Origin of the sequence: Blautia sp. AF32-4BH (assembly GCF_003460565.1) — a bacterium.
Classification (GTDB): domain Bacteria; phylum Bacillota; class Clostridia; order Lachnospirales; family Lachnospiraceae; genus Fusicatenibacter; species Fusicatenibacter saccharivorans.
The window spans coordinates 425,276-450,231 of sequence record NZ_QTVL01000001.1 but is presented as its reverse complement, the minus strand read 5'-3'; the positions used below and the strand labels follow the sequence as shown (position 1 = coordinate 450,231).

The following is a 24,956-nucleotide window of genomic DNA, read 5'->3' as shown; positions in this document are numbered from 1 at the left end:
TGTTGTCTGCTTCTGTCTTTTTTACGGGAACATCGGCGGCATGCACAGGCCTTCGTTTTCCGGCAGGCCGAACATCAGGTTCATATTCTGTACCGCCTGTCCTGCTGCGCCTTTGACCAGGTTGTCCATCGCACCCATCATGATGATTCGTTTCGTTCTCGGATCAATCTTGAAGTTGACATCCACATAGTTGCTTCCCTCGACCCATTTCGTCTGCGGGCAGACATCCTTATCGAGAACACGTACAAACTGCTCGTTGGCATAATACTTATCATAAACGGCTTTAACCTCTTCGTAAGTCACATCTTTTTTCAGGGATGCATATGCCGTTACGAGAATGCCGCGGTTCATCGGAACAAGATGCGGGGTGAAGTTCAGGGTGATCGGGTAGCCAGCTGCATAGGAAAGCTGCTCCTCGATCTCCGGTGTGTGGCGGTGGCCGGCAACGCCGTATGCCTTGATGTTTTCATTAACCTCGCAGTAGAGGTTGTCCACTTTCGCTCCTCTTCCTGCTCCGGAAGTTCCTGATTTTGCATCAATAATGATGGTGTTTCCATCAATCAGATCTTCCTTTAATAAAGGATAAATCGAAAGAGTTGAGCAGGTCGGATAGCATCCCGGGTTTGCCACGATGCGCGCTTGTTTTACTTTCTCACGGTTGATCTCGCACAGTCCGTAAACCGCCTCGTCGATATACTGCGGGGATTTATGCTCGATCTTGTACCACTCTTCATACGTTTTTACATCTTTAATACGGAAATCGGCGCTCAGGTCGATGACCTTTACTTTCGAAAGAATTTCATCATTTACCAGGGAAGCACAGAGGCCCTGCGGAGTTGCTGTAAAAATGACGTCTACTTCCTTTGCAAGCTGCTCCATGTTGTCGTCCTTGCAGACATCGTCTACTAACTGAAACATATTCTGGTAAACCGACGCATATTTCTTATCGATATAGCTTCTGGAACCATACCATTTAATCTCCACATCTTTGTGTCCCAGGAGAATACGCACCAGCTCGCCTCCTGCATATCCTGTAGAACCGATAATTCCTGCTCTGATCATACCTTTTTCTCCTTTTTTCTTTCGCCCGTTTTCTTGTCTTGCCGGACATTTTTTCTTTTCTCTTTATGATAGCTCAATTATTTTCTTTTTTCAATGAAAAATCTTTGTTTTCTGCTGTCATATACCGTCGACTGCATAAGTATACACCTCAAATGTATATTATGCAAGTTTTTTTTGAATTTCTGAAAAAAAGCTTGCATAATCCTGTCGTATGATGTATATTTTAGTCATTGACGATGCACCGCGCATATAGGTGCACGAGAAATCCAAGGAGGATCTTACATTATGAAAGAAAAAGTTGTACTTGCCTATTCCGGCGGACTTGATACTACTGCCATTATTCCGTGGCTGAAAGAGACCTTTGACTACGAAGTAATCTGCTGCTGCATCGACTGCGGCCAGGGAAACGAGCTGGTTGGCCTCGATGAGAGAGCAAAACTTTCCGGCGCTTCCAAATTATATATCGAAAACGTTATCGACGAGTTCAGTGAAGACTTCATCATGCCGTGCGTAAAAGCAGGCGCTGTTTATGAGAACAAATACCTGCTCGGTACTTCCATGGCACGTCCGGTTATCGCAAAGAAACTCGTTGAGATCGCAAGAAAAGAAGGTGCTGTTGCCATCTGCCACGGCGCTACCGGTAAAGGAAATGACCAGATCCGTTTCGAGCTCGGCATCAAAGCCCTTGCTCCGGATATCAAAGTAATCGCTCCTTGGAGAATGACCGATGTATGGACCATGCAGTCCCGTGAAGACGAGCTGGCTTACTGTAAAGCACACGGCATCGACCTTCCGTTTGATGCAAACCACAGCTACAGCCGTGACCGTAACCTGTGGCACATCAGCCATGAGGGACTTGAGCTTGAGGATCCGTCCAACGAGCCGAACTACGACGATCTTCTCGTACTGACCACTCCTCCGGAAAAAGCTCCGGACGAAGGCGAGTACGTAACCATGACCTTTGAGGCCGGCGTTCCGAAGACCTTAAACGGAAAAGAAATGAAAGTTTCTGAAATCATCACCGAGCTGAACAAGCTGGGCGGAAAACACGGCATCGGTATTGTTGATATCGTTGAGAACCGTGTTGTCGGCATGAAATCCCGCGGTGTTTATGAGACTCCTGGCGGAACCATCCTGATGGCTGCACATGAGCAGTTAGAGGAGCTGATTCTCGACCGTGAGACCCTGAAAACAAAGAAAGATCTCGGAAACCTGCTTGCTGAGGTTGTTTACGAAGGAAAATGGTACACTCCTCTGCGCGAGGCAATCCAGGCATTCGTTGATGTAACCCAGAAATACGTAACAGGCGAAGTAAAATTCAAACTGTTCAAAGGCAACATCATCAAAGCCGGCGAGTCTTCTCCGTACAGCCTGTACAATGAGTCTCTTGCTTCCTTCACCACCGGCGATCTCTACGATCACCACGATGCAGACGGATTCATCACACTGTTCGGTCTGCCGCTGAAGGTTCGTGCGATGAAAATGCAGGAGCTGGAGAAAAACAACAACAAATAAGATCTGATCCTATGGATTCCCAAAAGAAAGCGGACTCGCTCCGCTTTCTTTTTTTGCATGCAAAAAGGACCCGCCCATTTCAGGCAGGTCCCTTTGTTTATTCGTAATATGCGTCGATTCCGTCCGCAATTCCCTGTGCCATCTTGTTTCGGTAATCCTCGGTTGCCATCAAACGGTCCTCGGAAGGATTGCTCATGAAGCCAAGCTCAATGATCGTGACCGGAATGGTACTCCAGTTGATGCCGCTCATGGAATCGGTGTAAATCACATCGCGGTTCTTCGCACCGGTGTCTTTGCAGAATGCTGCGATCATCTTCTGGGAGAGCTTCTGGCTCTTGCTGACCACATCACCGGAAAGATACGTATTTCTGCTGCTCGGTGCCATCGTGAGTGCTCCGTAAACCGACTGGTTCGAATCTCCGTTCGCGTGTACACGCACGAGAATGTCTGCTCCGTTCTGCGCGGCAAGTTTTGCACGCTCGGAGTTGCTGATATTGACGTCGTGCGTCTCGCGGATCATGTAAACATCGTAGCCGCGCTCCTCAAGGATATCGCGTACCTTTAAAGATACCGCAAGGTTCAGCTCATACTCATTGATGCCGGTTGCCACACCGCATGTTCCGGAAGCAACCTTCGCCTTATAGGTCGATGATCCCGGTCCGATCGGCTCTTTCTCGCTGTTTCCTCTTCTCTGGTGTCCTGCGTCGATTGCCACGCAGATATTTTTGCTGTTCCGGCGGACACCGTTTTTATCAACGTAATAGCCGTCGATGTAGGTATCCTTATAGATGCCGCCCCAGCTTCGGAAGTAATACGTTTTTCCGTCCACTTCCTGCCAGCCGTTCTTGTAAATACCGCCCCAGCTCCGGAAGTAATACGTTGCGCCTTTGATCGTTACCCACTGGCTCTTATACATGCCGCCCCAGCTCTGCAGGTAATACCAGTTATTATCATACCACAGCCATTCACTGTGCATCATTTTGCCGTCCTGCCTCAGATAATACCAGTTCTTGTCATACAGCAGCCAGCCTTCCCCTTTGGGGGTTCCGTTGCTGTCCATGTAATACCAGTCACTGCCCTTGGCCGCCCAGGCGTTCACGCGCATGCCGCCCCAGCTTTCAAAGTAATAATCAACGCCGTCAATCGTCTGCCAGCCGGTACTCATCACACCGTCTGCGTCTACATGGTACGTTCTTTTATCATGCACAAACCACTGATTCGTTCTGAGGCTTCCGTCCTCATTCAGATAGTACCATGTTCCGCCGACTTTTTTCCAGCCCTGGAATCCGGCTCCGCCCCAGCTCTCGAAGTAGTAGAGCGTTCCGTCAATCTTCTGCAGTCCGGTGCTCATCACACCGTTTTCATCTACATGGTATGTTCTCTTGTCGTGAACGAACCATTCATTCGTTTTGACGCTTCCGTCCTCGTTCAGATAGTACCATGCCCCGCCGACTTTTTTCCAGCCTTTGTATCCGGCTCCGCCCCAGCTCTCAAAATAATAGAGCTTTCCGTTGACCATCGAAAGACCCGTGCACATGATTTCGTCTGCATTCAGATAATATCTCCGGTTCAGATGGGTGATCCACTCGCTGGCGGCCATCGTGCCGTCCTCTTTTCTGTATTTCCAGCTTCCGTCCTCCTGTTTCACCCAGCCGGCAGGAAGTTTCTCTTCCGGCTCCTGTTCGTTGTCCTCACCTGGAATCGTAACAGCCGGCGTCTCGTTTTCCGAAGTACCGCTCTGCTCCTGCACTGCCGCTTCCTCATCCGAATTCTGCTCGGAACTTTCCGTCTCATCCTGCTGCCAGGTTACGGCCGTGCCGTCATTTTCTGCTGCGCTTACCCTTGCCGGAAGCGCCCAGCCTCCTGCCGCAACGACCGCTGCGATCAGCAGTGCTGCGATTTTCTTTTTTGCCATCTGGTTTTCCTCCTTTTATCGCGCCATCTGGTAAATCTCGTATACTTCCTGTGCGCCCAGCTTGCGGATGCGGGACAGTTTTACAGTGTCCTGCTGTGTTGCATCCATGGAAAGGGCACGCAGATCCTCATCCGACGGGTTCGGGATATCAAGCTCATGCAGGGAGGTCGGCATGCCGAGCGAATGGAAGAACGCTACTGTGCGCTCAATGCCTTCCGTTGCCCGTTTGTGATCGCTTCCCTCTGTGATGCCCCAGACTTTTTCTGCAAACCGTGCAAACCGCCAGAGAACCGTCTCCTCATCGTACTGGTATTTCGCCCAGGCACCCCAGACTGCCGCCAGGGATGCGCCGTGTGCTACATCGTATTTTGCACTTAACGCATGGCCGAATTTATGTACCGAAAAATCTTTGCCGCGTCCGCACTCCGTCAGTCCATTGTGTGACAGGCTTCCGCACCACATGATTTCCGCCATCGCATTGTAATCGGATGGGTTTTCCAGAACCTTCGGTCCGTTTTTGATTACGGTACGGAGGAGTCCCTCTGCGATCTCGTCCGTCATCTCGCACTGGCTCTCCGGAATGAAATAGCGCTCCATCGTGTGCATCATGATGTCGGTTACGCCGCAGGCAATCTGGTATTTCGGCAGGGTTGCTGCCAGCTCCGGATTCATGATGGCAAATTTGCAGCGGTTGAACGGCGTGTTGATGCCGGCCTTTTTGCCGATTGCCTCGTTTGTCAGAACTGCTGAATCGCTCATCTCGCTTCCGGCTGCCGGAATCGTCAGAACCGCTCCTACCGGGAGAGATTTTGTCAGCGGTACTTTTTTCGTCCAGATATCCCAGAGTGCCTCCTCCGGATTTGCAGCTCCGTGTGCAACGGCTTTTGCGGTGTCAATCGAGCTTCCGCCGCCGACGGCAAGAATAAAGTCTGCCTGCATTTCCACTGCTTTTTTCACACCCTCCTCGGCAAGGGCAAGTCTCGGGTTTGGTTTTACGCCGCCAAGCTCTTCAAAGGCAAGGCCCTCTTTTGCAAGAGATGCTTCCACTCGGTCCAGAAGACCGCTCCGTTTTGCACTTCCGCCTCCGTAAACGACGAGCACCTTTGTGCCGCCCCATTTCTTTACCTCAGCGCCTGCCTGGTTTTCGGTCTCTTTTCCGAACACGACTTCCGTCGGGGTATACTGTATAAACTGATCCATCTTCTTATTTCCTCCCTGCATTTTTATTCTTCATAAATCCGTACGTTTCCCGAGCTTACACGGTAAAGATCGTCTCTCCTGTTTTCCAGAGACGGGATTTCATTTCTTGTCCGCTCCAGCACTTCCGGATCCAGCTCTGCGATGAGTACCTGCGGGGTATCATCTGCCTCCGCAAGAATTTCGCCGTCCGGCGCAATGATCATGGAATGGCCGTACGCCTCAAACCGCGCTTTCTGGCCGCACTGGTTGGCGGCGAGCACGTAGCATCCGTTTTCAATGGCGCGCGTGCGCAGCAGTACTTCCCAGTGGCGCTCTCCCGTTGCTTTCGTAAAATCCGCCGCTATCAGAAATGCATCTGCTCCGGAGGATGCCATCAGCCGGTACTGTTCCGGAAAGCGGATATCGTAGCAGATGCTCATGCCGAACAGGCCAAGCGCCGTGTCCGCAAGAACAATTTCATTTCCCGGGCAGATCTCGCGTGATTCTTCGTAGGAGACACTGCCCGGAATATTTACGTCAAACATATGTATTTTGCTGTATTCTGCAATCGTTTCTCCATCTGGTCCGAACAGAAACGACGTGTTGGACGGACGCCCCGGATGGCGCCGTACCGTCATGCTGCCGCAGTGCAGATAGACATCGTACCGTTTGGCAAGGCTGGAAAACCGGCGGCTGACGTAGCCCGGCACTGCACTTGCGTGGCCCGGCATGTCTGCTCCCGTGTATTCTGCGGTCTCCGGGAAAAGAATCAGCTTCGCTCCCTGTTCCGCCGCCTCCCGCACATACTGCTCGGCCATACGCATATTTTCATTCATATCCGGCCCGGAATCCATCTGCACCAGGCCTGCAATTATTTTTTCCATCTTTTTGTCCCCTCGTTTCACATGTTATCTTGTGATTTTTCCGCTTATACTCTCGTTTATTATATCGTTACAGTTCACAGATACCTGCGAACTGTAACATTCGCAGCCCTCATTGAAAGTTTTGCTGCGCAAAAGGAGGGCTGCTCACACCTGAATCACTTTCTTACGCAGCGAAACAGCAAGTGTTTCACTGCTGATTGAACAGTAATATTATATCTCATATTCCCCAAAACAGCTACCCAAATTCGCAATTTTCATACCTTTTGCAGCTTTTATTTTTTAATTTTTGAAAATAACAATTGACAAATCCGGAAAACAGGAGTAGCTTAGAATCATAAGCTGTCGTGTTCGATCAGATGCGGCAGAAAAAATCATGAAAGGAGAACACCACTTATGATCAATCTTATTTATGCATCCAGCGTAAAACAGAATAAACTTCGTACGGCGATCAAACCAGGTGGCTGCCCTTCTTTCGAAATTCTTTGTAAGCATTAACTCTGCATAACAAATCTCTATGCATTCTTTATGCCTGCTATTTCGCACAGAAGGCGCGGTACGTCGATACTGCGGCTTTTTTTATTGCTATAAACAGTACGAAACCGTTCTTTCCGGCTTCGCTCCGTTTCCGGCAGGCAGATTCCGCGGTCTTCTTACCGCATCGATTCCCTTCTTTTATATACAAACGCAGCCTTCGCTTTCGTTTCCCGTTGTTCCGTTCCCACACTTACGGAGCTTTTGAAAGCCTATGTTCTGCCAGACACCCAAACGACATCAATGAGGAGGTTTTAACATTCATGAAGAAAAATCCAATCGGTAAGTACCTGCTCCAGAACTGGTACTACTACGTTTTCGCTTTTGGTTCCATGGCCTTAAGTGTCTTTCTCGATATGCTCGCGCCGCTTGTCACGCTGCACATCGTGGATGACGTGCTGGTCGGTCACAAAATGGAACTGCTCTGGAAATACCTTGCCGCCTTTCTTCTGATCGGTGCCGCAAAAGCCCTGTTTCAGTACATTAAAGAATTTTTATTCGATGTCAGCAGCGTCCGCGTCGCCAGCCAGATGAGGGACAACCTGTTCCGCCACGTCCAGCGGCTTTCGGTGGAATACTTTGACAAAAACAATACCGGCGAACTCCTCGCCCGCGTGCGCGATGACGTCGACCGGATCTGGGATATCCTCGGCTTTGCCGGCATGCTGATCTTAGAAGGCCTGATCTGTATCATGATGGCAATGGTCAGTATGGTCAAACTGGATCTGCCGCTGACACTCGTCTCCGTGGCGATCCTTCCTTTCGTCGCAGGCATCGCAATCCGCCTCGAAAAAGAACTCGACCGTGTCTACGATGCGATCAGTGAGGAAAACGCCGTCATGAATACCGTTGCACAGGAAAATCTCGCCGGTGTCCGCACCGTCAAATCCTTTGCACGGGAACCGTATGAGATCAAAAAATTCCGGAAACACAATCAGAAATACTGCGATCTCAACATGGATCAGGCGCGCGTCCTGATGAAATACGATCCCGCCATCTCGTTTCTTACGAAGCTGATGCGCGTGCTCGTCCTTCTCGCGGGCGGCTACGGTGTCATCCACGGACGCATTACGCTCGGTGTTTTAACGGCCTTTATGGAGTACACCTCCAAGATCACCTGGCCGATCGAAAACGTCGGCTGGCTCGGCAACTGCTTCGCTTCTGCGATTGCTTCCAACAAGAAGCTGAACAAAATTCTCGCAGAGGAGCCGCAGATCGCAGAACCGGAAAATCCGGTGGAGCTTTCAAAACTTCCGGGTGACCTGGAATTCCATCACGTCGATTTCTCCCTGCATGACACACCGATTCTGCAGGATATCGACTTTACCTTAAAGCAGGGCCACACACTCGGCATCATGGGTATGACGGGTTCCGGAAAAACAACCATCGTCAATCTGCTCGAGCGTTTTTACGATGTCACCGACGGTTCCATCTGTCTCGACGGCCACGATATCCGCACCCTGCCGCTGCGCACCGTGCGCGATACTTCTTCCGTCGTCATGCAGGACGTCTTCCTGTTCTCAGACACGATTTCTGAGAATGTCCGCCTCGGCAGCCGCAGCACAATGAAATCCGAAGAGGTACATAACGCCGTCTCCGCTGCGTGTGCTTCCGAGTTCGTCGACCACCTTTCCGATCAGTACGAAACCGTCATCGGCGAGCGCGGCATGGGACTTTCCGGCGGTCAGAAGCAGCGTCTTTCCATCGCACGCGCCCTGGCAAAACAGGCTCCGATCCTCGTACTGGATGATTCCACCTCGGCGCTCGATATGGAGACCGAATACGAAATCCAGAGCCATCTCGCCGAGAAAAAAGATGTTTCCAAGATCATCATTGCCCATCGCATTTCTTCGGTGCAGAGTGCCGATGAGATCCTGTATCTCGATCACGGACGCATCGCCGAGCGCGGCACGCATGAGAGTCTGATGGCACAGAAAGGCCTGTACTACTCCACCTGGGAGGCTCAGTACGGTGATTACCATAAAGCAAAGGCAGCCCTCGAGCAGGCACTTCCTGCCAATGCTTAATTCAATTTAATTTGTTACCCGACAACTTCTGTATTTACTTACCCGTTAAGAGAGGAACAATACGATTATGGCTATCAATTCCAGTAAAGTAGATGAAGAGCAGAAAGAGGTCTTAAAGAGCGCGACCATCCGCCGCCTCTTCTCCTACTTAAAAAATTATAAACGCCAGGTTGCCGTCGTTCTCGTGGTTCTCGCCGTTACCATCGCGATTTCCACTGTGAACCCGCTGCTCCTGGAGTACGCCATCGACGTCAATATTGCGCAGAAAGACTGGCGCGGGCTTGTTGCCCTCTGCGTATTCATGGTTGTGATCAACCTGGTTTACGCGGCCGGTGTCCGCCTGCGGATGCTTCTGATGGCGCGTATTACCAACAACATTCTTCTGGAAATCCGTGACGAGCTCTACACGCATATCCAGACCTTAAGCTTCAGCTTTTTCGATACCCGCCCGGCCGGAAAGATTCTGGCGCGCATCATCGGCGATGTCAACTCGTTAAAGGATGTGCTGAACGACGGTGTCACAAAGCTGATTCCGAACATTCTCACGATCATCGCCATTCTGGCGATCATGATGATCAAAAACATCTGGCTCTCCTTAAGTGCGATTCTCGTGCTGCCGCTGATCGCTATCGGCATGTATTTTATTCAGATCGTCGCACACAAGAGATGGCAGACGTTCCGAAAAAAATCTTCCAATGTTACGGCGTATATCCACGAGGACTTCTCCGGTATCCGCATCATCAAGAGCTTTACCGCAGAGCAGGAATCGCAGGGCGAGTTTGACCGGCTTCTTCTTGAGCATCAGAACTCCTTCATCCATGCGGTCCGCCTGGCGGATGGTTTTTCCGCTGTGATCGAAGTGACATGGGGCATCGGAACGTTTCTTCTGTATTTTATCGGTATTTCCGTACTCGGCGTGGATGCCGTTCCGATCGGTACGTTCACGGCGTTTGCGATGTATCTGACGATGTTCTGGGATCCGATCCAGAACCTGGCCGGTTTTTACAACAAGCTGATCACGAACCTTTCCGCTGCGGAGCGAATCTTTGAGATCCTCGACACACCGGCGGAGGTTGCCGACAAGCCTGGCGTCACAGAACTGCCGCCGATCAAAGGAGAAGTAACGTTCGACCACGTCAGCTTTGCCTACTCCGATGATCCGGACACGCTGGTTTTAAAGGATGTCAGCTTTACAGCGGCTCCCGGTGAGACGATCGCACTCGTCGGCCCGACCGGCGCTGGAAAGACGACCATTGTCAATCTGATCAGCCGTTTCTACAATATTACTTCTGGAACGGTCCGCGTCGACGGCTACAGCCTGACGGATGTCTCCATCAACAGCCTGCGTGCCCAGATGGGCGTTATGACCCAGGACAACTTTCTCTTCTCCGGCACGATTCGCGACAACATTGCGTATGGAAAGCTCGATGCCACGGAGGAAGAAATCATTGCCGCCGCAAAGGCCGTGCATGCCCATGACTTTATCATAGAACTGCCGGACGGCTACGACACCGAGATCAGCGAGCGCGGTGCCCGTCTTTCCAACGGCCAGCGCCAGCTTCTCGCCTTTGCCAGAACGATGGTGTCCGATCCGCGGATTCTGATTCTCGACGAGGCGACGTCCAGCATCGACACACAGACAGAAATTCAGGTGCAGCAGGGAATCGAAAGCCTGTTGAAGGGCCGTACCTCGTTCATCATTGCGCACCGTCTTTCTACTATTAAAAATGCCGACCGGATTTTCGTGATCGACCACGGAAAGATTTTCGAGCAGGGAACCCACGACGAACTGATGGCAAAACAGGGCGCGTACTACCAGCTCTACCAGGCACAGTTCCGCAGGGTATCCTAAAATCAAGAAATTTTCTCAAAACTGCCTTTCTTTTTTACAGGGAAAGGCAGTTTTTTTCCCTCTTTTCTATAACTGGTTTTCCTTTCCTTGACAAATGAATCCTCCCTGCTATATGATGATAACTGATCTTTTTTCGGGGACATTTGTTCCCGTCTGCCGCTTCCCACTCCTGCGGCATTTGTCACGAAACAGTCTGATACGGAGCTTTTTCGAATGCCTCCGTGTTTTCTTTCAGAAAGGAGTATCATGACATTTTTTTCAAAAAAAACGTTACGCCTTCTCCTCCTTCCTGCCCTCCTTCTTCTGACGGGCTGTGCGGGATCCTCAAAAGAGACGGCGGATTCCCAGGAGAACACGAAACTCTCCGCCGTGGCTACGATTTTTCCGCAGTATGATTTTCTGCGCGCCATCGGCGGCGATCATCTCGATCTCCACATGCTGCTTTCCCCGGGTGCGGAAAGTCACTCGTTTGAACCGACACCGGGCGATATGATTACGGTTTCCGAATGTGATCTCTTCGTCTACGTCGGCGGCGATTCCGATGCCTGGGTCGAGACAATCCTTGATTCTGTCGATACCTCGAACAAAGAGGTAGTGACGCTGATGGACTGCGTTGACACCGTTGCCGAGGAAACCGTCGAGGGAATGGAGACCCACGGCCACGCACACGATCATGAGGACGAGGATGCGCACGACCATGAGGACGAAGATGCAGATCACGAGGATGTACACGACCATGAGGACGAGGATACACACGACGAATCTTCCCATGATCATGCGCACGAATCCCACGGCGAACAGGACGAGCACGTCTGGACCTCGCCGAAAAATGCGATGCGGATTGTCCAGAAACTCTGCGATTCCCTCTGCCGCCTCGACCCAGAGCATGCGGATGAATACCAGGCAAACACCGCCTCGTATCTTGCTTCGCTTGCCTCCCTCGATGAGGAATTTTCCGATGTCACCGCAATTGCAAGCCGCCATACCATTGTTTTCGGCGACCGTTTCCCGTTCCGCTACTTTGCGGACACCTACGGCCTCGACTACTACGCGGCGTTTCCCGGCTGCTCCTCGGAATCCGAGGCAAGTGCCAAAACCCTTTCTTTTTTAATTGATAAAATCAAGGAAGAACAGATTCCCGTCGTTTTCCACACCGAGCTGTCCAATGAACAAATGACGGACTCCATCTGTGAGGCGACCGGCGCGAAAAAGCTGCTGCTTCATTCCTGTCACAATGTATCCAAAGATGATTTCGAAAGCGGCGCTACGTATCTCTCCCTCATGGAACAGAACGTTTCCGCATTAAAGGAGGCTTTAAACTAAATGGCTCTACTTACCTGCAGTGATGTCACCTTCTCCTACGAGGGCATCCCGGTCCTGACCGATGTCAACTTTGCCCTGGAAGCCGGCTCCTACCTCTGTATTGTGGGCGAGAACGGTTCCGGAAAAAGTACTCTGATCAAGGGACTGCTTCACTTAAAAAATCCGTCCACCGGCTCGATCACAACCGGCGACGGGCTTCATCCAAGCGAGATCGGCTATCTGCCGCAGCAGACCGCCGCACAAAAGGATTTCCCGGCGAGCGTCTGGGAAGTCGTGCTGTCCGGCCGGCAGAACCACCCGCATTTCCCGCCGTTTTACACAAAGGCAGACAAAGAGGACGCGCTCCGCAATATGGAGCTTCTCGACCTCCTTCCATTAAAGAAACGATGCTACCGTGATCTCTCCGGCGGCCAGCAGCAGCGTGTGCTTCTCGCTCGTGCGCTTTGCGCCACAAAGAAACTGCTGCTCCTCGACGAGCCGGTCACTGGCCTTGACCCGGTCATGACAAACGAAATGTACCAGCTCATCCGCCGCATCAACCGCGAGCAGAACGTTACGATCATCATGGTTTCCCACGATATTCGCAATATTCTGCCGGACGCAACGCACATTCTCCAGCTCGACCAGAAGCAGGTCTTCTTCGGTCCGACGAACGAGTATCTGAAAACCGAGGCTGGAAAACAGTTTTTAGGAGGTGCCGACTTATGATTTCGAATCTGCTGAAAATGCTTTCTTATCCGTTTATGCAGCGTGCCCTTGTGGTCGGTATTCTCGTCTCGTTGTGCGCCGCACTGCTTGGCGTCAGCCTCGTGTTAAAGCGCTACTCCATGATCGGCGACGGCCTCTCCCATGTCGGATTCGGCTCTCTTGCGATTGCAACGGCACTCGGTTTTGCTCCGCTTGCCTTCACAATCCCTGTCGTCGTGCTTGCCGCCTTTCTACTGCTCCGCATGAACGAATCCAGCAAGATCAAAGGCGACGCCGCCATCGGCCTGATTTCAAGCTCTGCGCTTGCGATCGGTGTCATCACGGTTTCGTGGTCGAGCGGCATGAACACCGATGTCAACAACTACATGTTCGGAAGCATCCTTGCGATGAGTGATGAGGACGTTGTTCTCTCCGTAGTGCTCTCCATCGTCGTGCTGATCCTGTTCGTCCTGTATTACAACCGTATTTTTGCCGTCACTTTCGACGAGACATTTGCCAAAGCAACCGGTGTCCGCGCAGAGGTTTACAACATGCTGCTGGCATTCTTAACCGCTATCACCACCGTCCTCGGCATGCGCATGATGGGCGCGCTTCTGATCTCCAGCCTGCTGATTTTCCCGGCACTGACCTCGATGCGTCTCTGCCATACCTTCCAGGGCGTGGTGATCTGCTCCGCGGTTCTCTCCGTGGTGTGCTTCCTTCTTGGCATGTCCCTCTCGTTTTTCCTGTCCTCCCCTGCCGGAGCGACGGTCGTAATCGTGAACCTGCTGGCATTCCTGATCTTTTCTGCGATTGCCGGAATCCGCGAGCATACCGCATAAAAAGTTTCCGATCTGACCTGCTTTGTTTTACTGGAGGTATTTTATGAATCGAATTGTAATTGCATTGTTAAAACCGTTTTCCTTCATCCCGGCGATTCTGATGATGTCGCTGATTTTCTCCTTCTCTTCCCAGAACGGAACGGAATCCTCACAGCTCAGTGAAAAAGTGGCGCGCGGCATTTTCATCACGATCGACCACGTCATGGACCGCGGATGGGATGATGAGAAGATCCAGGAACTGGCTGACGAGTATCAGTACCCGGTGCGGAAGCTGGCTCATATGACAGAGTACTGTCTGCTTGCAATCTGTGTTTCGCTTCCGCTCTACGTCTACGGCCTGCGCGGCTTCGCGCTCACATTTCTTGCCGGCATCCTCTGTGTCGCCTTTGCCGCGAGCGATGAGTTCCACCAGACCATGGTGGCAAACCGCGGCCCGTCCGTAAAGGACGTCGGCATCGACAGCATCGGCGTTCTCTTCGGCATCACGTTTGTACGGCTGTTCTGCTGGATTGCACTCGGCGGAAATACGAAAAAAAGAAAGCGGCGCAGACGGCGTTACTATTACTAAAAATATTGGATAACAGAAAAATCCCCGTTGGAAAAATCATTTCTCCTGAAACTGATTTTCCCAACGGGGATTTTTTCATTTTTCTTAAAAACAGCTCTTAGGAAAGTGAATCCGCATATGCCTGAATATCTGCCTTCATCTGAATCCAGGCATCCTCATGCTCCACGTAGTACAGAGGGCAGAGCTTTTCGGTTACATCATAGTGACGGATCACATCGTCCGAAGTCAGATTGAACCGCTTGCATAAGAAACCGGCGAGCTGGACCACAGAATTGTATGTCTCATCGGTAAATTCACCGCTGTCATCCGGGTGGCAGCATTCAATCGAGATCGTATCGAAATTACGCTGGTTCGATGCATACGACCATTCACTCGTCGGGATACACTGAACGACTTCTCCCTCGATGCCGACGACGAAATGGCTGCTGGCCTGCGCCTCCTGCGTCTCAGGCAGGTTTTCAAAGTAATCACGGTTCTGCATCGCCGTGCTTCCCGGGTTTGCCGTGTAGTGAATAACGATGCCGTCCACCTTTTTCAGCCTCGTCTGCGGTCTGGACCAGCTGTTCGGCGTCAGAAGCTCCACATCAATCGGCGGAGCGCCGGTCCAGTCGGTGATATCGTTGTCCTCATAATCAGAACCGGAATAGTCAACGGCCGTGATATCACTTGCCGTTTTTGCCACACGGCGGATGCCGCTGTAAATGCCGACGCAGATCAGCACCACCAAAACTCCCGTCAGAAACATTCTGCGGTGAAGCTGGCGCTGCCTCTGTTTTCTTGTCGTTTTTCCCCGTCTCTTCTGTGCCATATGTTCTCTCCCCGCTGCAAATAAGCGCTCCCTCATTTGAAAAGGCAGAAGCTGAAAAGTTTCTGCCCTTTCCCCCTTCTGCCTTTTGCGACTTTTTATTCTTATTTATCGTCCACGCTGTAGTTCGGAGCCTCTTTGGTGATGTGGATATCATGCGGATGGGACTCTTTTAAGGATGCTGCGGAAATCTTCACAAATTTTCCGGTCTCCTTTAAGGTCTCAACATCTTTCGCTCCGCAGTAGCCCATACCGGAACGAAGTCCGCCGATCAGCTGGAATACAGTGTCCTCTACGAGGCCTTTGTATGCTACACGGCCTTCCACACCTTCCGGAACCAGTTTCTTGGCGCCGGTCTGGAAGTAACGGTCTTTACTTCCGTTCTCCATAGCTGCAATGGATCCCATTCCACGGTATACTTTGTATTTTCTTCCCTGGAACAGTTCGAAATCTCCCGGGCTCTCATCGCATCCTGCGAAGATGCTTCCCATCATGCAGACATTGGCACCGGCTGCGATAGCCTTTGTCATGTCTCCGGAGTACTTGATACCGCCGTCGGCGATGATCGGAGTTCCGGTCTTCTTTGCTTCCTCATAGCAGTCCATAACGGCTGTGACCTGCGGTACACCGATACCTGCAACGACACGGGTCGTACAGATAGAACCAGGTCCGATACCGACTTTAACAGCGTCTGCTCCGGCTGCGATCAGGTCTCTTGTTGCCTCTGCGGTTGCCACGTTTCCGGCGATTACCTGCAGATCCGGATAATGCTCTTTGATGAGACGAAGTGTTTTGAAGATATTTGCGGAATGTCCGTGAGCGGAGTCGATGACGATCACGTCTACGTGTGCTTTTACCAGCGCATCGACACGATCGAGCACGTTTGCCGTGATGCCGACTGCGGCACCGCAGAGCAGACGTCCCTGCTCATCCTTGGCGGACAATGGGTACTTGATGGTTTTCTCGATATCTTTGATGGTGATCAGACCTTTGAGGTTGAAATCGTCATCGACAATCGGAAGTTTTTCTTTTCTGGATTTTGCAAGGATTGCTTTTGCCTCGTCCAGCGTAACGCCTACTTTTGCAGTGATCAGGTTTTCGCTGGTCATGGACTCTTTGATTTTCTTGGTGAAATCAGTTTCAAACTTCAGATCACGGTTTGTAATAATACCAACCAGTTTTCCGTTCTCGGTAATCGGGACACCGGAAATACGGAATTTTGCCATCAGATTATTGGCATCTTCCAGGGTGTGCTCCGGAGACAGATAGAACGGATCGGTGATAACACCGTTCTCAGAACGTTTTACTTTGTCTACTTCTTCTGCCTGCTGCTCAATCGACATATTCTTGTGGATAATACCGATTCCTCCCTGACGTGCCATGGCAATTGCCATACGGTGTTCTGTAACCGTATCCATGCCGGCGCTCATCATCGGGATGTTCAGCTTGATCTTCTTGGTCAGATGCGTAGTCAGATCTACCATGTTTGGGGTTACTTCAGAATACTGCGGAACCAGAAGCACATCATCGAAGGTAATACCATCACCAATAATTGTACCCATTTTCTTATCTTCCTTTCTTCTTAAGTCTTTTTGATTTATCACCTAATTTAACACAAAACAAAAAAGCTGTCAATCCATAAATACTTTTCTTGGTGCGCGGTTGCGGATATCTTTTAACATCACTTCATCCGGTTCGAAGATCACCATCTGCATTGTGTTGTCCTTGGAGATCACAAATGCATACGGTTTGTGGCCCTGTCCTTCGATTCCGGAGGAATAGTTGTAACGTTTGATGCTCTGATTGTTTTTGTAGGAATCGAGCTGATGGGACTGGTACGGAGCCAGGATTTCCATGTTGGAAAGCTCATAGCTTGCGGCTCTTTTTCTTCTTGACTGCGAATAGATACGGTCGATGTCGAGCTCGCCGTTGACGTACAGATACTCAAACTCTACCGAAAGCTTCGGGATAAAAATATAGTCTACGATTCCAAGTACCAGCGCAAGAAGCAGAATCAGCGGATTCATCATAATTCCTGCGGCTGCAAAAAGAACGGTAAAGAAGATCAGAACTCCTTTGATCGCCTTGTCTTTTCCTGTCTGCTGTTTTTTCACCAGCACTTCTGTGTACAGATCACTCATTTACTCCATCCTCCTCAAGATATTCGATCAGTTTTGCTGCATTGTCCGTGTTCTTGGAGTTGACCACAACGGTCAGGTAACACGGCTCATAGTACGTAAGGCCCATATCCTGGTATTTCTTCAGCTTGGAAATATCGAGGCAGGTATCTCCCGCCTTTATCCCGTACTTCTCACACGTCGCTTCGTCAAACAGTGTGGACAGATCCAGAAAATAATCGTCTTTGCTGTAGTTGTCGTACACGGCCTGTGAACAGATCAGAACATCCATGCTCTGTGCGGCAATCACGGCTGTGAATTTCATCAGCGTGTTGTAATCCGCGTTTTCCAGGTTTTCACCGAAGCTGTAGCTCGTATCGATGCTTACCTTTTCGTACTTATCTCCGGTTCCGAGCGCTTCTTTTAGGTCCTCCTCGATCGGACTTACATCCTGCAGTCCTGCGTAATCCACTACGGCAATGCTCACGAGGTCATAATACTTCGCATTTTCATGGATATTCACAATCGTGCCGATGATGAAGATAACAGCGATGATGCCGAAAATGACAGCCTTGTAGTATTCCCAGATATAGGCCAGTTTCTCTTTAAAATTCATTTTCGACAGCTTCTCTTTTTCGAGCTGCATCTTCTCCTTCCTTGTCATGTCGGATTCATAACGACTTGCCATGTGTGTTTCTTCTCCTTTGTTGTATTTCCCCCAACATCCTACAAATTAGTATAGCATAAAACGCCGGAAGCGTCCATATACGCCGCCCGGCGAAAGCATGAAAACTTTCTGAAATTTTTTGTAACGATTCAGAGCCATGCGAAATGGAAGAAAAACTTTCCACTAAAAAACCGGCCGGCAAAGACAGGACTTCGGAACCCATGTTCCGCTACGGTCTTTGCCAGCCGGTTTTCTTATTTTGTTTTACCAGACATTTTTATCCCGGAAATTACATCATTCCCATTCCGCCGTCTGCGCCTGCCGGCATAGCCGGAGCCGGCTCTTTGATGGTGGAAACTACGGACTCGGTGGTCAGCAGGGTTGCGGAAACGCTGGTAGCGTTCTGCAGTGCGCTTCTGGTAACCTTAACCGGATCAAGGATACCAGCCTGGATCATGTCTACATACTCTTCGTTGTATGCATCAAATCCAACACCTACTTTGGACTCTTTTACTTTGTTGATCACAACAGCGCCTTCCAGACCTGCGTTTGTTACGATGTGGAACAGAGGAGCCTCGAGTGCTTTCTGTACGATTCTTGCACCGATCTTCTCGTCGCCGTCCAGGCTGTCAATCAGCTCTGCAAGCTGTGTTGTTACATGAATGTATGCAGAACCGCCGCCTGCGATGATACCCTCTTCTACGGCTGCTCTCGTTGCATTTAAAGCATCCTCCATACGGAGTTTTTCTTCTTTCATCTCGGTCTCGGTTGCTGCACCTACACGGATAACAGCTACGCCGCCTGCCATTTTTGCCAGTCTCTCCTGCAGTTTCTCTTTATCGAACTCAGAAGTGGTCTCCTCGATCTGGGATCTGATCTGGCCGATTCTTGCTGCGATGGCATCTTTTGCGCCGGCGCCGTCAACGATAACGGTGTTCTCTTTCTGAACTTTAACAGATTTTGCACGTCCGAGCATTTCCAGAGTAGCGTCTTTTAATTCCAGACCAACTTCCTCGGAGATCACCTGGCCGCCGGTCAGGATTGCGATATCCTCGAGCATTGCTTTTCTTCTGTCGCCGTATCCCGGTGCTTTGACAGCTACTACGTTGAAGGTTCCGCGCAGTTTGTTGATCACGAGTGTCTGGAGAGCCTCGCCCTCTACGTCCTCAGCGATGATCAGCAGTCTTGCGCCGCTCTGTACGATCTGCTCCAGCAGCGGAAGAACTTCCTGAATGTTGGACAGTTTCTTATCGGTAATCAGGATATATGGATTGTCGAGAACGGCTTCCATTTTCTCCATATCGGTGCACATGTAAGCGGAGATATATCCACGGTCGAACTGCATACCTTCTACCAGCTCCAGCTCGTTCTGCATGGTCTTGGACTCCTCGATGGTGATAACGCCGTCTTTGGAAACTTTTTCCATAGCGTCAGCTACCATCTGGCCTACTTCTTCGCTTCCGGAAGAAACAGCTGCAACTTTTGCAATCTGCTCTTTGCCTGCTACCGGCTGGCTCATCTCTGCAAGGATCTGAACAGCTTTATCGGTTGCTTTCTTCATTCCCTTACGAAGAACGATCGGGTTCGCACCTGCTGCCAGGTTTTTCATTCCTTCGTTTACCATAGCCTGTGCCAGAACGGTTGCGGTTGTGGTACCATCACCTGCTACGTCGTTGGTCTTTGCAGCAACTTCTTTGATGAGCTGTGCGCCCATGTTTTCAAAGCCGTCTGCCAGCTCGATCTCTTTTGCAATCGTAACACCATCGTTTGTGATGAGCGGAGCGCCGTACTGTTTGTCCAGAACAACGTTTCTTCCTTTCGGTCCAAGGGTTACACGTACGGTATCTGCAAGCTGGTTTACACCATTCTGAAGAGCGTTTCTTGCCTCTGCTCCATATTTAATCTCTTTTGCCATGATTGTCATGCCTCCTGATTTTTACTTGATTATTCTTTATTTTACAACTGCCAGAATGTCATCCTGTTTTACGATGATGTACTCTTCATCTTCCAGTTTGACGTTGGTTCCTGCATATTTGGAATAGATTACCTGATCTCCGACTGCAACTTCCATTTTTACTTCTTTGCCGTCTTCTACTTTTCCAGGTCCTACTGCGATAACCTCAGCCTGCTGCGGTTTCTCCTGTGCCTGTCCCGGAAGTACGATACCGGATTTTGTGGTTTCCTCTGCTTTTAACTCTTTTAATACAACTCTGTCACCTAAAGGTACTAACTTCATTTATGTTTCCTCCTTCAAGATTTCATTCAGTTTTATTTATTAGCACTCAGTTCATTCGAGTGCTACTTGATGGTTCTTACTATAGTGTTTTCCACCTCATTTCGCAAATGCATGAATTTTGTAATTCTCTTTTTTTCTCTCGTAATAACTCTTAATTTCTCTTATTTCCTCGTTTTTTCTTATTTTGGCAATTTTTTCATATTTTATACTCTCTTTAGAATCTAATTATAGTTTATTCCTAAAAACGGGAATGATACCATTTTTTTCCGCTCCCCGAATGCTTTTTGCACAAAAAGAAACGGCGCCATTCTTAAACGGCTCCGATTCTTTTCTACATTCCACTTTTTTATTTTTTCGCCTCGTCCGGATGGGCATCGCCCTTTCCTTTCAGGTTCTTTCTTGCTTTGATCTCGTCGAGTTCATCAAAGATATAATCATTTAATACCTTGATATACGTTCCCTTCATACCGCTGGAACGGGACTCGATGACGCCTGCGCTCTCGAATTTGCGGAGGGCATTTACGATGACGGATCTTGTGATGCCGACGCGGTCTGCAATTTTGCTTGCAACCAGAATGCCCTCATCCCCGTTCAGTTCATCAAAGATATGGATGATGGCTTCCAGTTCGGAGAAGGACAGCGTGTTGAATGCGGATTTAACCACCTGAACCTTGCGGTTTTCCTCCACATTTTCCTCGTTGACGGAACGCATCATTTCCAGTCCGACAACGGTTGTGCCGTACTCACTGACGATGATATCGTCGATATCGTACTGCGGGGTGCAGCGGTACATAAATACGGTACCAAGGCGTTCTCCGGCGATCTCGATCGGGCAGATAATTGCGGTGTAGCGCTCTACACCAGGCCGCTCAAAGCCGAGGGTCTGTAAATTGACGTTCTCTTTTGTGGAGAGTACGCCGAGGAGACGCTCGTTTAATGCGGCATCGACATAACCGCCCACCTTATCCTCGATCAGCTCCGTAATTTCTTCCACGCCCGGGCAAAGGCTGATGCCCAGCACTTTTCCTTTTTTACTGATCACCAGGATATTGGAACTTAACGTTTCCATCAGGACTTCACAGATATCGTTGAACACGACCTTCGTGGAGTGATTGTTATGAAGCAGTTTGTTGATTTTTCTGGTTTTATCCAGCAGTTGTACGCTCATGTTCTTCTCCTTTCTTTATTTTCTGCATTTTTTGGCGTATCCGCCGAAAAAAATGCACACTGATGCCTTTTTCAGACAACCCTTAAAACTAAGCTCATTCTATCATGTAGTTTTCCGGAAATCAATATATTTTTCAGAAAACTATAAATTTTATAAAAATTCATGCTAAATTTTTTCGGATCTTCCTGTTTTTCCGCCGCGATAAGCAAAAAAACGGCCTGCACCAGTTTTTCACCAGTACAGACCGCTTTGTCATTCTCAGTCTTCGTCTTTCTTTTCGCGTGCTTCTACATAGCCGCACTGCTCGTCCGCGCAGACCAGCTTATTGCCTTTTTCCAGCATATAGCCGCCGCACTGCGGGCATTTCTTGGCAGACGGTTTCTGCCAGGACATGAAATCGCATTCCGGATTGTTTTCGCATCCATAATATTTCCGTCCTTTTTTCGTCTTGCGCAGGATCACTTCTTTTCCGCACTTCGGACACGGAACACCGATCTTTTCCAGATACGGCTTCGTGTTCTTGCAGTCCGGGAATCCCGGGCAGGCGAGGAATTTTCCGTGCGGGCCGTATTTGACCACCATGTTGCGGCCGCAGTTCTCGCAGATGACATCTGTCACCTCATCCTCTACCTTAACTTCTTCGAGGTTCTTTTCTGCCTCTGTGACCGCCTCATAGAGATCCGGCCAGAAGTTCTCGACTACTGTCTTCCACGGAACACTTCCATCTCCAACCCTGTCGAGCAAAGCTTCCATCGTTGCCGTAAAGTTGACATCCACGATGCTCGGGAATGCCTCTTTCATCATGTTGTTGACCACCTCGCCGAGCTCTGTCATGTAAAGGTTCTTGTTCTCCTTTGCCACGTAACGGCGGTTGATGATCGTTGTGATGGTCGGCGCATACGTACTTGGACGGCCGATACCGAGTTCCTCAAGTGTTTTGACAAGGGATGCCTCGGTGTAGTGTGCCGGCGGCTGTGTGAAGTGCTGCTGCGGATCCATCTTTTCCAGTGCCAGCTCCGTTCCTGCCTCCAGGCTCCGGACAGCGGCGTTTTTCTCTTTCTTTTCCTCATCCGGATCGGTGTAAACGGACATGAAACCATCAAATGCCAGACGGGAGGAAGCTGCTGTAAAGAGATACTCTCCTGCATTGATCCGTGCGGAAATTGTCTCATAGACGGCTGGCTGCATGCGGCTTGCCACAAAGCGTTTCCAGATCAGCTGATACAGGCGGAACAGATCTCTTGGCAGGGATTCTTTTACCATTACCGGTGTATTCGTCACATCGGTCGGACGGATGGCCTCGTGCGCATCCTGTGCCTTGCTGTTTTTATTCTCCGTCGTGTCCCCGCTTGCGGTATATTTTGTGCCGTACTGCTCCTGGATAAAGGAACGTGCTGCCGCATCGGCCTCCTCGCTGATTCGTGTAGAATCGGTACGCAGATAGGAAATCAGAGCGATCGTTCCCTTTCCCTTTACTTCCACGCCCTCGTAGAGCTGCTGCGCCAGACGCATCGTCTTCTGCGTGGAGAAGTTCAGCACCTTCGATGCTTCCTGCTGCAGGGTACTCGTGGTGAACGGAAGCGGCGCTTTCTTGGAACGCTCTCCTTTTTTCACTTCGGATACGGTAAAGGTCTCATTTTCCAGTCCCTTTAAGATTTCATCGAGCTGCTCTTTCGTCTCGACCGCCATCTTTTCACTGCCTTTTCCGTGGAATTTTGCGACGAGCGGTTTCTTCTCGCCCGGAATTTTCAGATCTGCTTCCAGTGTCCAGTATTCTTTCGGAATGAACGCATTGATCTCATCCTCGCGGTCGCCGATGATGCGCAGTGCAACGGACTGCACACGGCCGGCGGAAAGTCCGCGTTTGATTTTCTTCCATAACAATGGACTGATTTCATAACCTACCATACGGTCGAGGCAGCGGCGCGCCTGCTGCTCGTCCACCAGGTTCATATCGATGTCGCGTGCCTGTTTGATCGACGCTTTGACTGCTGATTTTGTGATCTCGTTGAAGGTGATGCGGCGCATCTTGTTCTCATCGAGATTCAGCGCAATCGACAGATGCCAGGAAATTGCCTCTCCCTCGCGGTCAGGGTCAGTTGCGAGATAAACTTTATCTGCTTTTTTTGCGGCTTTTCGAAGAGATGCCAGAAGCTCTCCTTTTCCGCGGATGGTGATATATTTTGGTTCAAAGTCATGTTCTACATCAATTCCAAGCCGGCTTTTCGGCAGATCGCGCACATGGCCCATAGATGCTGCAACTTCGTAATTTGCCCCGAGATACTTTTTCACCGTCTTGACTTTTGCCGGTGATTCCACTATTACAAGATATTTTGCCACCTCTGATGCCTCCTGAATACATATTTTTATAACTGTCCAGATCTATATTGCGTTTTTCATATCGCATAGTTCTGCATCATTACAAATTCCAGAATAATTCCTAAATTAGTCGTAACTTCCACTGACTATACACCAAAAAGTTTTTTCTTGCAAGTGTTTTCCATTTTTAAAATGTACCATTTTTCGATGTTTCCCGACAAAATAACAGGATTTTTTCTATTTTTTAACGATTTTTCCTGATTTTTTTCTTTTCTTTTTCCTTTTTCAGACATGCACGCGGCGCAGAAGAGCCCCCTTTTTTCTTTTTCTTCTATTATAATTGTGCACCGGGCGGAATATCACAAAACCTTTCTTTTCCTCGTCCCTTTTACGATAACGCCATGTACACGCCCGGCGGATTTTCCGCAATAACGCCGTCAATTTCGAGTGCCAGCAGAATGCCGGTCAGCTCCTGCAGCGGGATTCCGGTGCTGCCGGCAAGCTGTGCAAGATTCTGCGGTTCTGCCGCGAGTGTTTTCAGAACCATTTCCGCCTCTTTTCCATAGCGCGGACGCGGTGCGGCTCTTTTTGTCCCGGCCTTTTTCACGCCCAGCTCCTCGAGAATCGTTTCGGGTGAAATCGCAATTTCCGCTCCCTGCGCGATCAGGCGGTTGCAGCCGCGGCTTGTCGCATCCGTTGTCCGTCCGGGCAGGGCAAATACCGTTTTTCCCTGCTCCAGCGCGTAGTCCGCCGTAATGAGCGAGCCGCTCTTCTCTTTTGCCTCAATTACCAGAACGACATCTGCCAGCGCACTGATCACGCGGTTGCGGATCGGGAAATGCCACGGAAGCGGCTCTGCGCCCGGCGGAAATTCGCTTAAGACACCGCCTCCGTTTTCCAGCATCCGCCGCATCAGCGGGTAATTCTGTTTCGGATAGCAGATATCCACGCCGCAGCCAAGCACGGCAAACGTCTTTCCCTTTCCACGCAGTGCCCCCTCGTGCGCCGCCGCGTCGATTCCGCACGCCAGTCCGCTGATCACCGCCACGCCGTTTGCCGCCAGCACCTGCGCGAAAAAGGCCGCCTGGCTCTTTCCGTACGCCGTACATATCCGCGCGCCCACAATCGCCGCTGTTTTCTGCTCATCCGCCGGCAGCGCGCCCCGCACGAAAAGGCGGGACGGCATGTCCGCGAACGGCATAAGCCGCTCCGGATAGCCCTCCTGCCCGCGGCCGACTGTAAAGATTTCCATCGCCATA

Annotated in this window: 21 protein-coding genes; 7 read left to right on the top strand and 14 right to left on the bottom strand. The window is 50.3% G+C overall.

The genetic code is table 11. From position 1 onward, the window contains the following. Positions 1-21: 21 nt before the first annotated feature. Entirely contained in the window at positions 22-1,062 is a 1,041-nt protein-coding gene (gene argC / locus DWZ44_RS02125) for an N-acetyl-gamma-glutamyl-phosphate reductase (RefSeq protein ID WP_022462202.1), read from the bottom strand. Between the two features lie 282 nt (positions 1,063-1,344). Here argC and DWZ44_RS02120 point away from each other — a divergent pair, with 282 nt between their 5' ends. Then, positions 1,345-2,577, top strand: a complete 1,233-nt coding sequence (locus tag DWZ44_RS02120) for an argininosuccinate synthase (RefSeq protein WP_055218598.1) — start codon at positions 1,345-1,347, stop codon at positions 2,575-2,577. A 97-nt stretch (positions 2,578-2,674) separates the two neighbouring features. Here the strand turns inward: DWZ44_RS02120 and DWZ44_RS02115 are convergent, their stop codons facing one another. Genes DWZ44_RS02115 through DWZ44_RS02105 form a run of 3 tightly spaced genes read right to left on the bottom strand, consistent with a single transcriptional unit; the run spans position 2,675 to position 6,555 of the window. Then, positions 2,675-4,492: an N-acetylmuramoyl-L-alanine amidase gene (locus DWZ44_RS02115; RefSeq protein WP_117804118.1), complete on the bottom strand. Its 1,818-nt coding sequence runs from the start codon at positions 4,490-4,492 to the stop codon at positions 2,675-2,677. A gap of 15 nt (positions 4,493-4,507) precedes the next feature. Next, positions 4,508-5,692 (bottom strand): iron-containing alcohol dehydrogenase, encoded by a 1,185-nt coding sequence (locus DWZ44_RS02110; protein ID WP_117804172.1) that lies wholly within the window; start codon positions 5,690-5,692, stop codon positions 4,508-4,510. 23 nt (positions 5,693-5,715) lie between these two features. After that, positions 5,716-6,555, bottom strand: coding sequence for a carbon-nitrogen hydrolase family protein (locus tag DWZ44_RS02105; RefSeq protein WP_117804117.1), 840 nt, complete (start codon positions 6,553-6,555; stop codon positions 5,716-5,718). A 794-nt stretch (positions 6,556-7,349) separates the two neighbouring features. Between DWZ44_RS02105 and DWZ44_RS02100 the strand changes: the two genes are divergently transcribed. Then, complete coding sequence (locus tag DWZ44_RS02100) at positions 7,350-9,113, top strand: ABC transporter ATP-binding protein (protein ID WP_117804116.1); 1,764 nt, start codon at positions 7,350-7,352, stop codon at positions 9,111-9,113. Between the two features lie 67 nt (positions 9,114-9,180). Next, on the top strand, positions 9,181-10,965 hold the full coding sequence (locus DWZ44_RS02095) for an ABC transporter ATP-binding protein (protein WP_117804115.1): 1,785 nt from the start codon (positions 9,181-9,183) through the stop codon (positions 10,963-10,965). A 2-nt stretch (positions 10,966-10,967) separates the two neighbouring features. Here DWZ44_RS02095 and DWZ44_RS18365 read toward each other — a convergent pair whose 3' ends face one another. Beyond that, a complete protein-coding gene (locus tag DWZ44_RS18365) occupies positions 10,968-11,321 on the bottom strand; it encodes a hypothetical protein (protein ID WP_173815799.1) in 354 nt (117 codons plus the stop codon). A gap of 13 nt (positions 11,322-11,334) precedes the next feature. Here DWZ44_RS18365 and DWZ44_RS02085 point away from each other — a divergent pair, with 13 nt between their 5' ends. Genes DWZ44_RS02085 through DWZ44_RS02070 form a run of 4 tightly spaced genes read left to right on the top strand, consistent with a single transcriptional unit; the run spans position 11,335 to position 14,385 of the window. Continuing rightward, the gene (locus DWZ44_RS02085; protein ID WP_242856691.1) at positions 11,335-12,288 is read left to right on the top strand and encodes a metal ABC transporter substrate-binding protein; all 954 of its coding nucleotides are present in this window, start codon (positions 11,335-11,337) and stop codon (positions 12,286-12,288) included. Then, entirely contained in the window at positions 12,289-12,996 is a 708-nt protein-coding gene (locus DWZ44_RS02080) for a metal ABC transporter ATP-binding protein (RefSeq protein WP_117804114.1), read from the top strand. Then, on the top strand, positions 12,993-13,817 hold the full coding sequence (locus DWZ44_RS02075) for a metal ABC transporter permease (protein WP_117804113.1): 825 nt from the start codon (positions 12,993-12,995) through the stop codon (positions 13,815-13,817). Before DWZ44_RS02080 ends, DWZ44_RS02075 begins: the two co-directional genes overlap by 4 nt. Before the next feature lie 43 nt (positions 13,818-13,860). Continuing rightward, positions 13,861-14,385 carry a VanZ family protein gene (locus DWZ44_RS02070; RefSeq protein WP_117509519.1) on the top strand — a complete coding sequence of 175 codons (525 nt, stop codon included), beginning with the start codon at positions 13,861-13,863 and terminating at the stop codon, positions 14,383-14,385. Between the two features lie 97 nt (positions 14,386-14,482). Here DWZ44_RS02070 and DWZ44_RS02065 read toward each other — a convergent pair whose 3' ends face one another. The 9 genes from DWZ44_RS02065 to dprA form a co-directional block, all read right to left on the bottom strand. After that, the gene (locus DWZ44_RS02065; protein WP_117761020.1) at positions 14,483-15,193 is read right to left on the bottom strand and encodes a peptidoglycan recognition protein family protein; all 711 of its coding nucleotides are present in this window, start codon (positions 15,191-15,193) and stop codon (positions 14,483-14,485) included. Between the two features lie 101 nt (positions 15,194-15,294). After that, the gene (gene guaB, locus DWZ44_RS02060) at positions 15,295-16,752 is read right to left on the bottom strand and encodes an IMP dehydrogenase (protein ID WP_117509520.1); all 1,458 of its coding nucleotides are present in this window, start codon (positions 16,750-16,752) and stop codon (positions 15,295-15,297) included. A gap of 69 nt (positions 16,753-16,821) precedes the next feature. Then, complete coding sequence (locus DWZ44_RS02055) at positions 16,822-17,331, bottom strand: DUF6106 family protein (protein ID WP_022462188.1); 510 nt, start codon at positions 17,329-17,331, stop codon at positions 16,822-16,824. Beyond that, positions 17,324-17,995 (bottom strand): hypothetical protein, encoded by a 672-nt coding sequence (locus tag DWZ44_RS02050; RefSeq protein ID WP_022462187.1) that lies wholly within the window; start codon positions 17,993-17,995, stop codon positions 17,324-17,326. The genes DWZ44_RS02055 and DWZ44_RS02050 overlap by 8 nt, the downstream gene beginning before the upstream one ends. A gap of 268 nt (positions 17,996-18,263) precedes the next feature. After that, the gene (groL, locus tag DWZ44_RS02045; protein WP_022462186.1) at positions 18,264-19,889 is read right to left on the bottom strand and encodes a chaperonin GroEL; all 1,626 of its coding nucleotides are present in this window, start codon (positions 19,887-19,889) and stop codon (positions 18,264-18,266) included. A gap of 36 nt (positions 19,890-19,925) precedes the next feature. Further along, positions 19,926-20,210 (bottom strand): co-chaperone GroES, encoded by a 285-nt coding sequence (gene groES / locus DWZ44_RS02040; protein WP_022462185.1) that lies wholly within the window; start codon positions 20,208-20,210, stop codon positions 19,926-19,928. Positions 20,211-20,556: 346 nt separating this feature from the next. Then, the gene (codY, locus tag DWZ44_RS02035) at positions 20,557-21,378 is read right to left on the bottom strand and encodes a GTP-sensing pleiotropic transcriptional regulator CodY (RefSeq protein WP_022462184.1); all 822 of its coding nucleotides are present in this window, start codon (positions 21,376-21,378) and stop codon (positions 20,557-20,559) included. A gap of 258 nt (positions 21,379-21,636) precedes the next feature. Further along, entirely contained in the window at positions 21,637-23,718 is a 2,082-nt protein-coding gene (topA, locus tag DWZ44_RS02030) for a type I DNA topoisomerase (RefSeq protein WP_117804112.1), read from the bottom strand. Between the two features lie 367 nt (positions 23,719-24,085). Further along, complete coding sequence (gene dprA / locus DWZ44_RS02025) at positions 24,086-24,955, bottom strand: DNA-processing protein DprA (RefSeq protein ID WP_022462182.1); 870 nt, start codon at positions 24,953-24,955, stop codon at positions 24,086-24,088. Between the last annotated feature and the right edge of the window lies 1 nt (position 24,956).

What these genes read in the sequence shown, in the direction of transcription:
- argC (WP_022462202.1), bottom strand. Translation starts at nt 1,062, where the DNA reads ATGATCAGAGCAGGAATTATCGGTTCTACAGGATATGCAGGAGGCGAG.
- DWZ44_RS02115 (WP_117804118.1), bottom strand. Translation starts at nt 4,492, where the DNA reads ATGGCAAAAAAGAAAATCGCAGCACTGCTGATCGCAGCGGTCGTTGCG.
- DWZ44_RS02110 (WP_117804172.1), bottom strand. Translation starts at nt 5,692, where the DNA reads ATGGATCAGTTTATACAGTATACCCCGACGGAAGTCGTGTTCGGAAAA.
- DWZ44_RS02105 (WP_117804117.1), bottom strand. Translation starts at nt 6,555, where the DNA reads ATGGAAAAAATAATTGCAGGCCTGGTGCAGATGGATTCCGGGCCGGAT.
- DWZ44_RS02100 (WP_117804116.1), top strand. Translation starts at nt 7,350, where the DNA reads ATGAAGAAAAATCCAATCGGTAAGTACCTGCTCCAGAACTGGTACTAC.
- DWZ44_RS02095 (WP_117804115.1), top strand. Translation starts at nt 9,181, where the DNA reads ATGGCTATCAATTCCAGTAAAGTAGATGAAGAGCAGAAAGAGGTCTTA.
- DWZ44_RS02080 (WP_117804114.1), top strand. Translation starts at nt 12,289, where the DNA reads ATGGCTCTACTTACCTGCAGTGATGTCACCTTCTCCTACGAGGGCATC.
- DWZ44_RS02075 (WP_117804113.1), top strand. Translation starts at nt 12,993, where the DNA reads ATGATTTCGAATCTGCTGAAAATGCTTTCTTATCCGTTTATGCAGCGT.
- DWZ44_RS02070 (WP_117509519.1), top strand. Translation starts at nt 13,861, where the DNA reads ATGAATCGAATTGTAATTGCATTGTTAAAACCGTTTTCCTTCATCCCG.
- DWZ44_RS02065 (WP_117761020.1), bottom strand. Translation starts at nt 15,193, where the DNA reads ATGGCACAGAAGAGACGGGGAAAAACGACAAGAAAACAGAGGCAGCGC.
- guaB (WP_117509520.1), bottom strand. Translation starts at nt 16,752, where the DNA reads ATGGGTACAATTATTGGTGATGGTATTACCTTCGATGATGTGCTTCTG.
- DWZ44_RS02055 (WP_022462188.1), bottom strand. Translation starts at nt 17,331, where the DNA reads ATGAGTGATCTGTACACAGAAGTGCTGGTGAAAAAACAGCAGACAGGA.
- DWZ44_RS02050 (WP_022462187.1), bottom strand. Translation starts at nt 17,995, where the DNA reads ATGGCAAGTCGTTATGAATCCGACATGACAAGGAAGGAGAAGATGCAG.
- groL (WP_022462186.1), bottom strand. Translation starts at nt 19,889, where the DNA reads ATGGCAAAAGAGATTAAATATGGAGCAGAGGCAAGAAACGCTCTTCAG.
- groES (WP_022462185.1), bottom strand. Translation starts at nt 20,210, where the DNA reads ATGAAGTTAGTACCTTTAGGTGACAGAGTTGTATTAAAAGAGTTAAAA.
- codY (WP_022462184.1), bottom strand. Translation starts at nt 21,378, where the DNA reads ATGAGCGTACAACTGCTGGATAAAACCAGAAAAATCAACAAACTGCTT.
- dprA (WP_022462182.1), bottom strand. Translation starts at nt 24,955, where the DNA reads ATGGCGATGGAAATCTTTACAGTCGGCCGCGGGCAGGAGGGCTATCCG.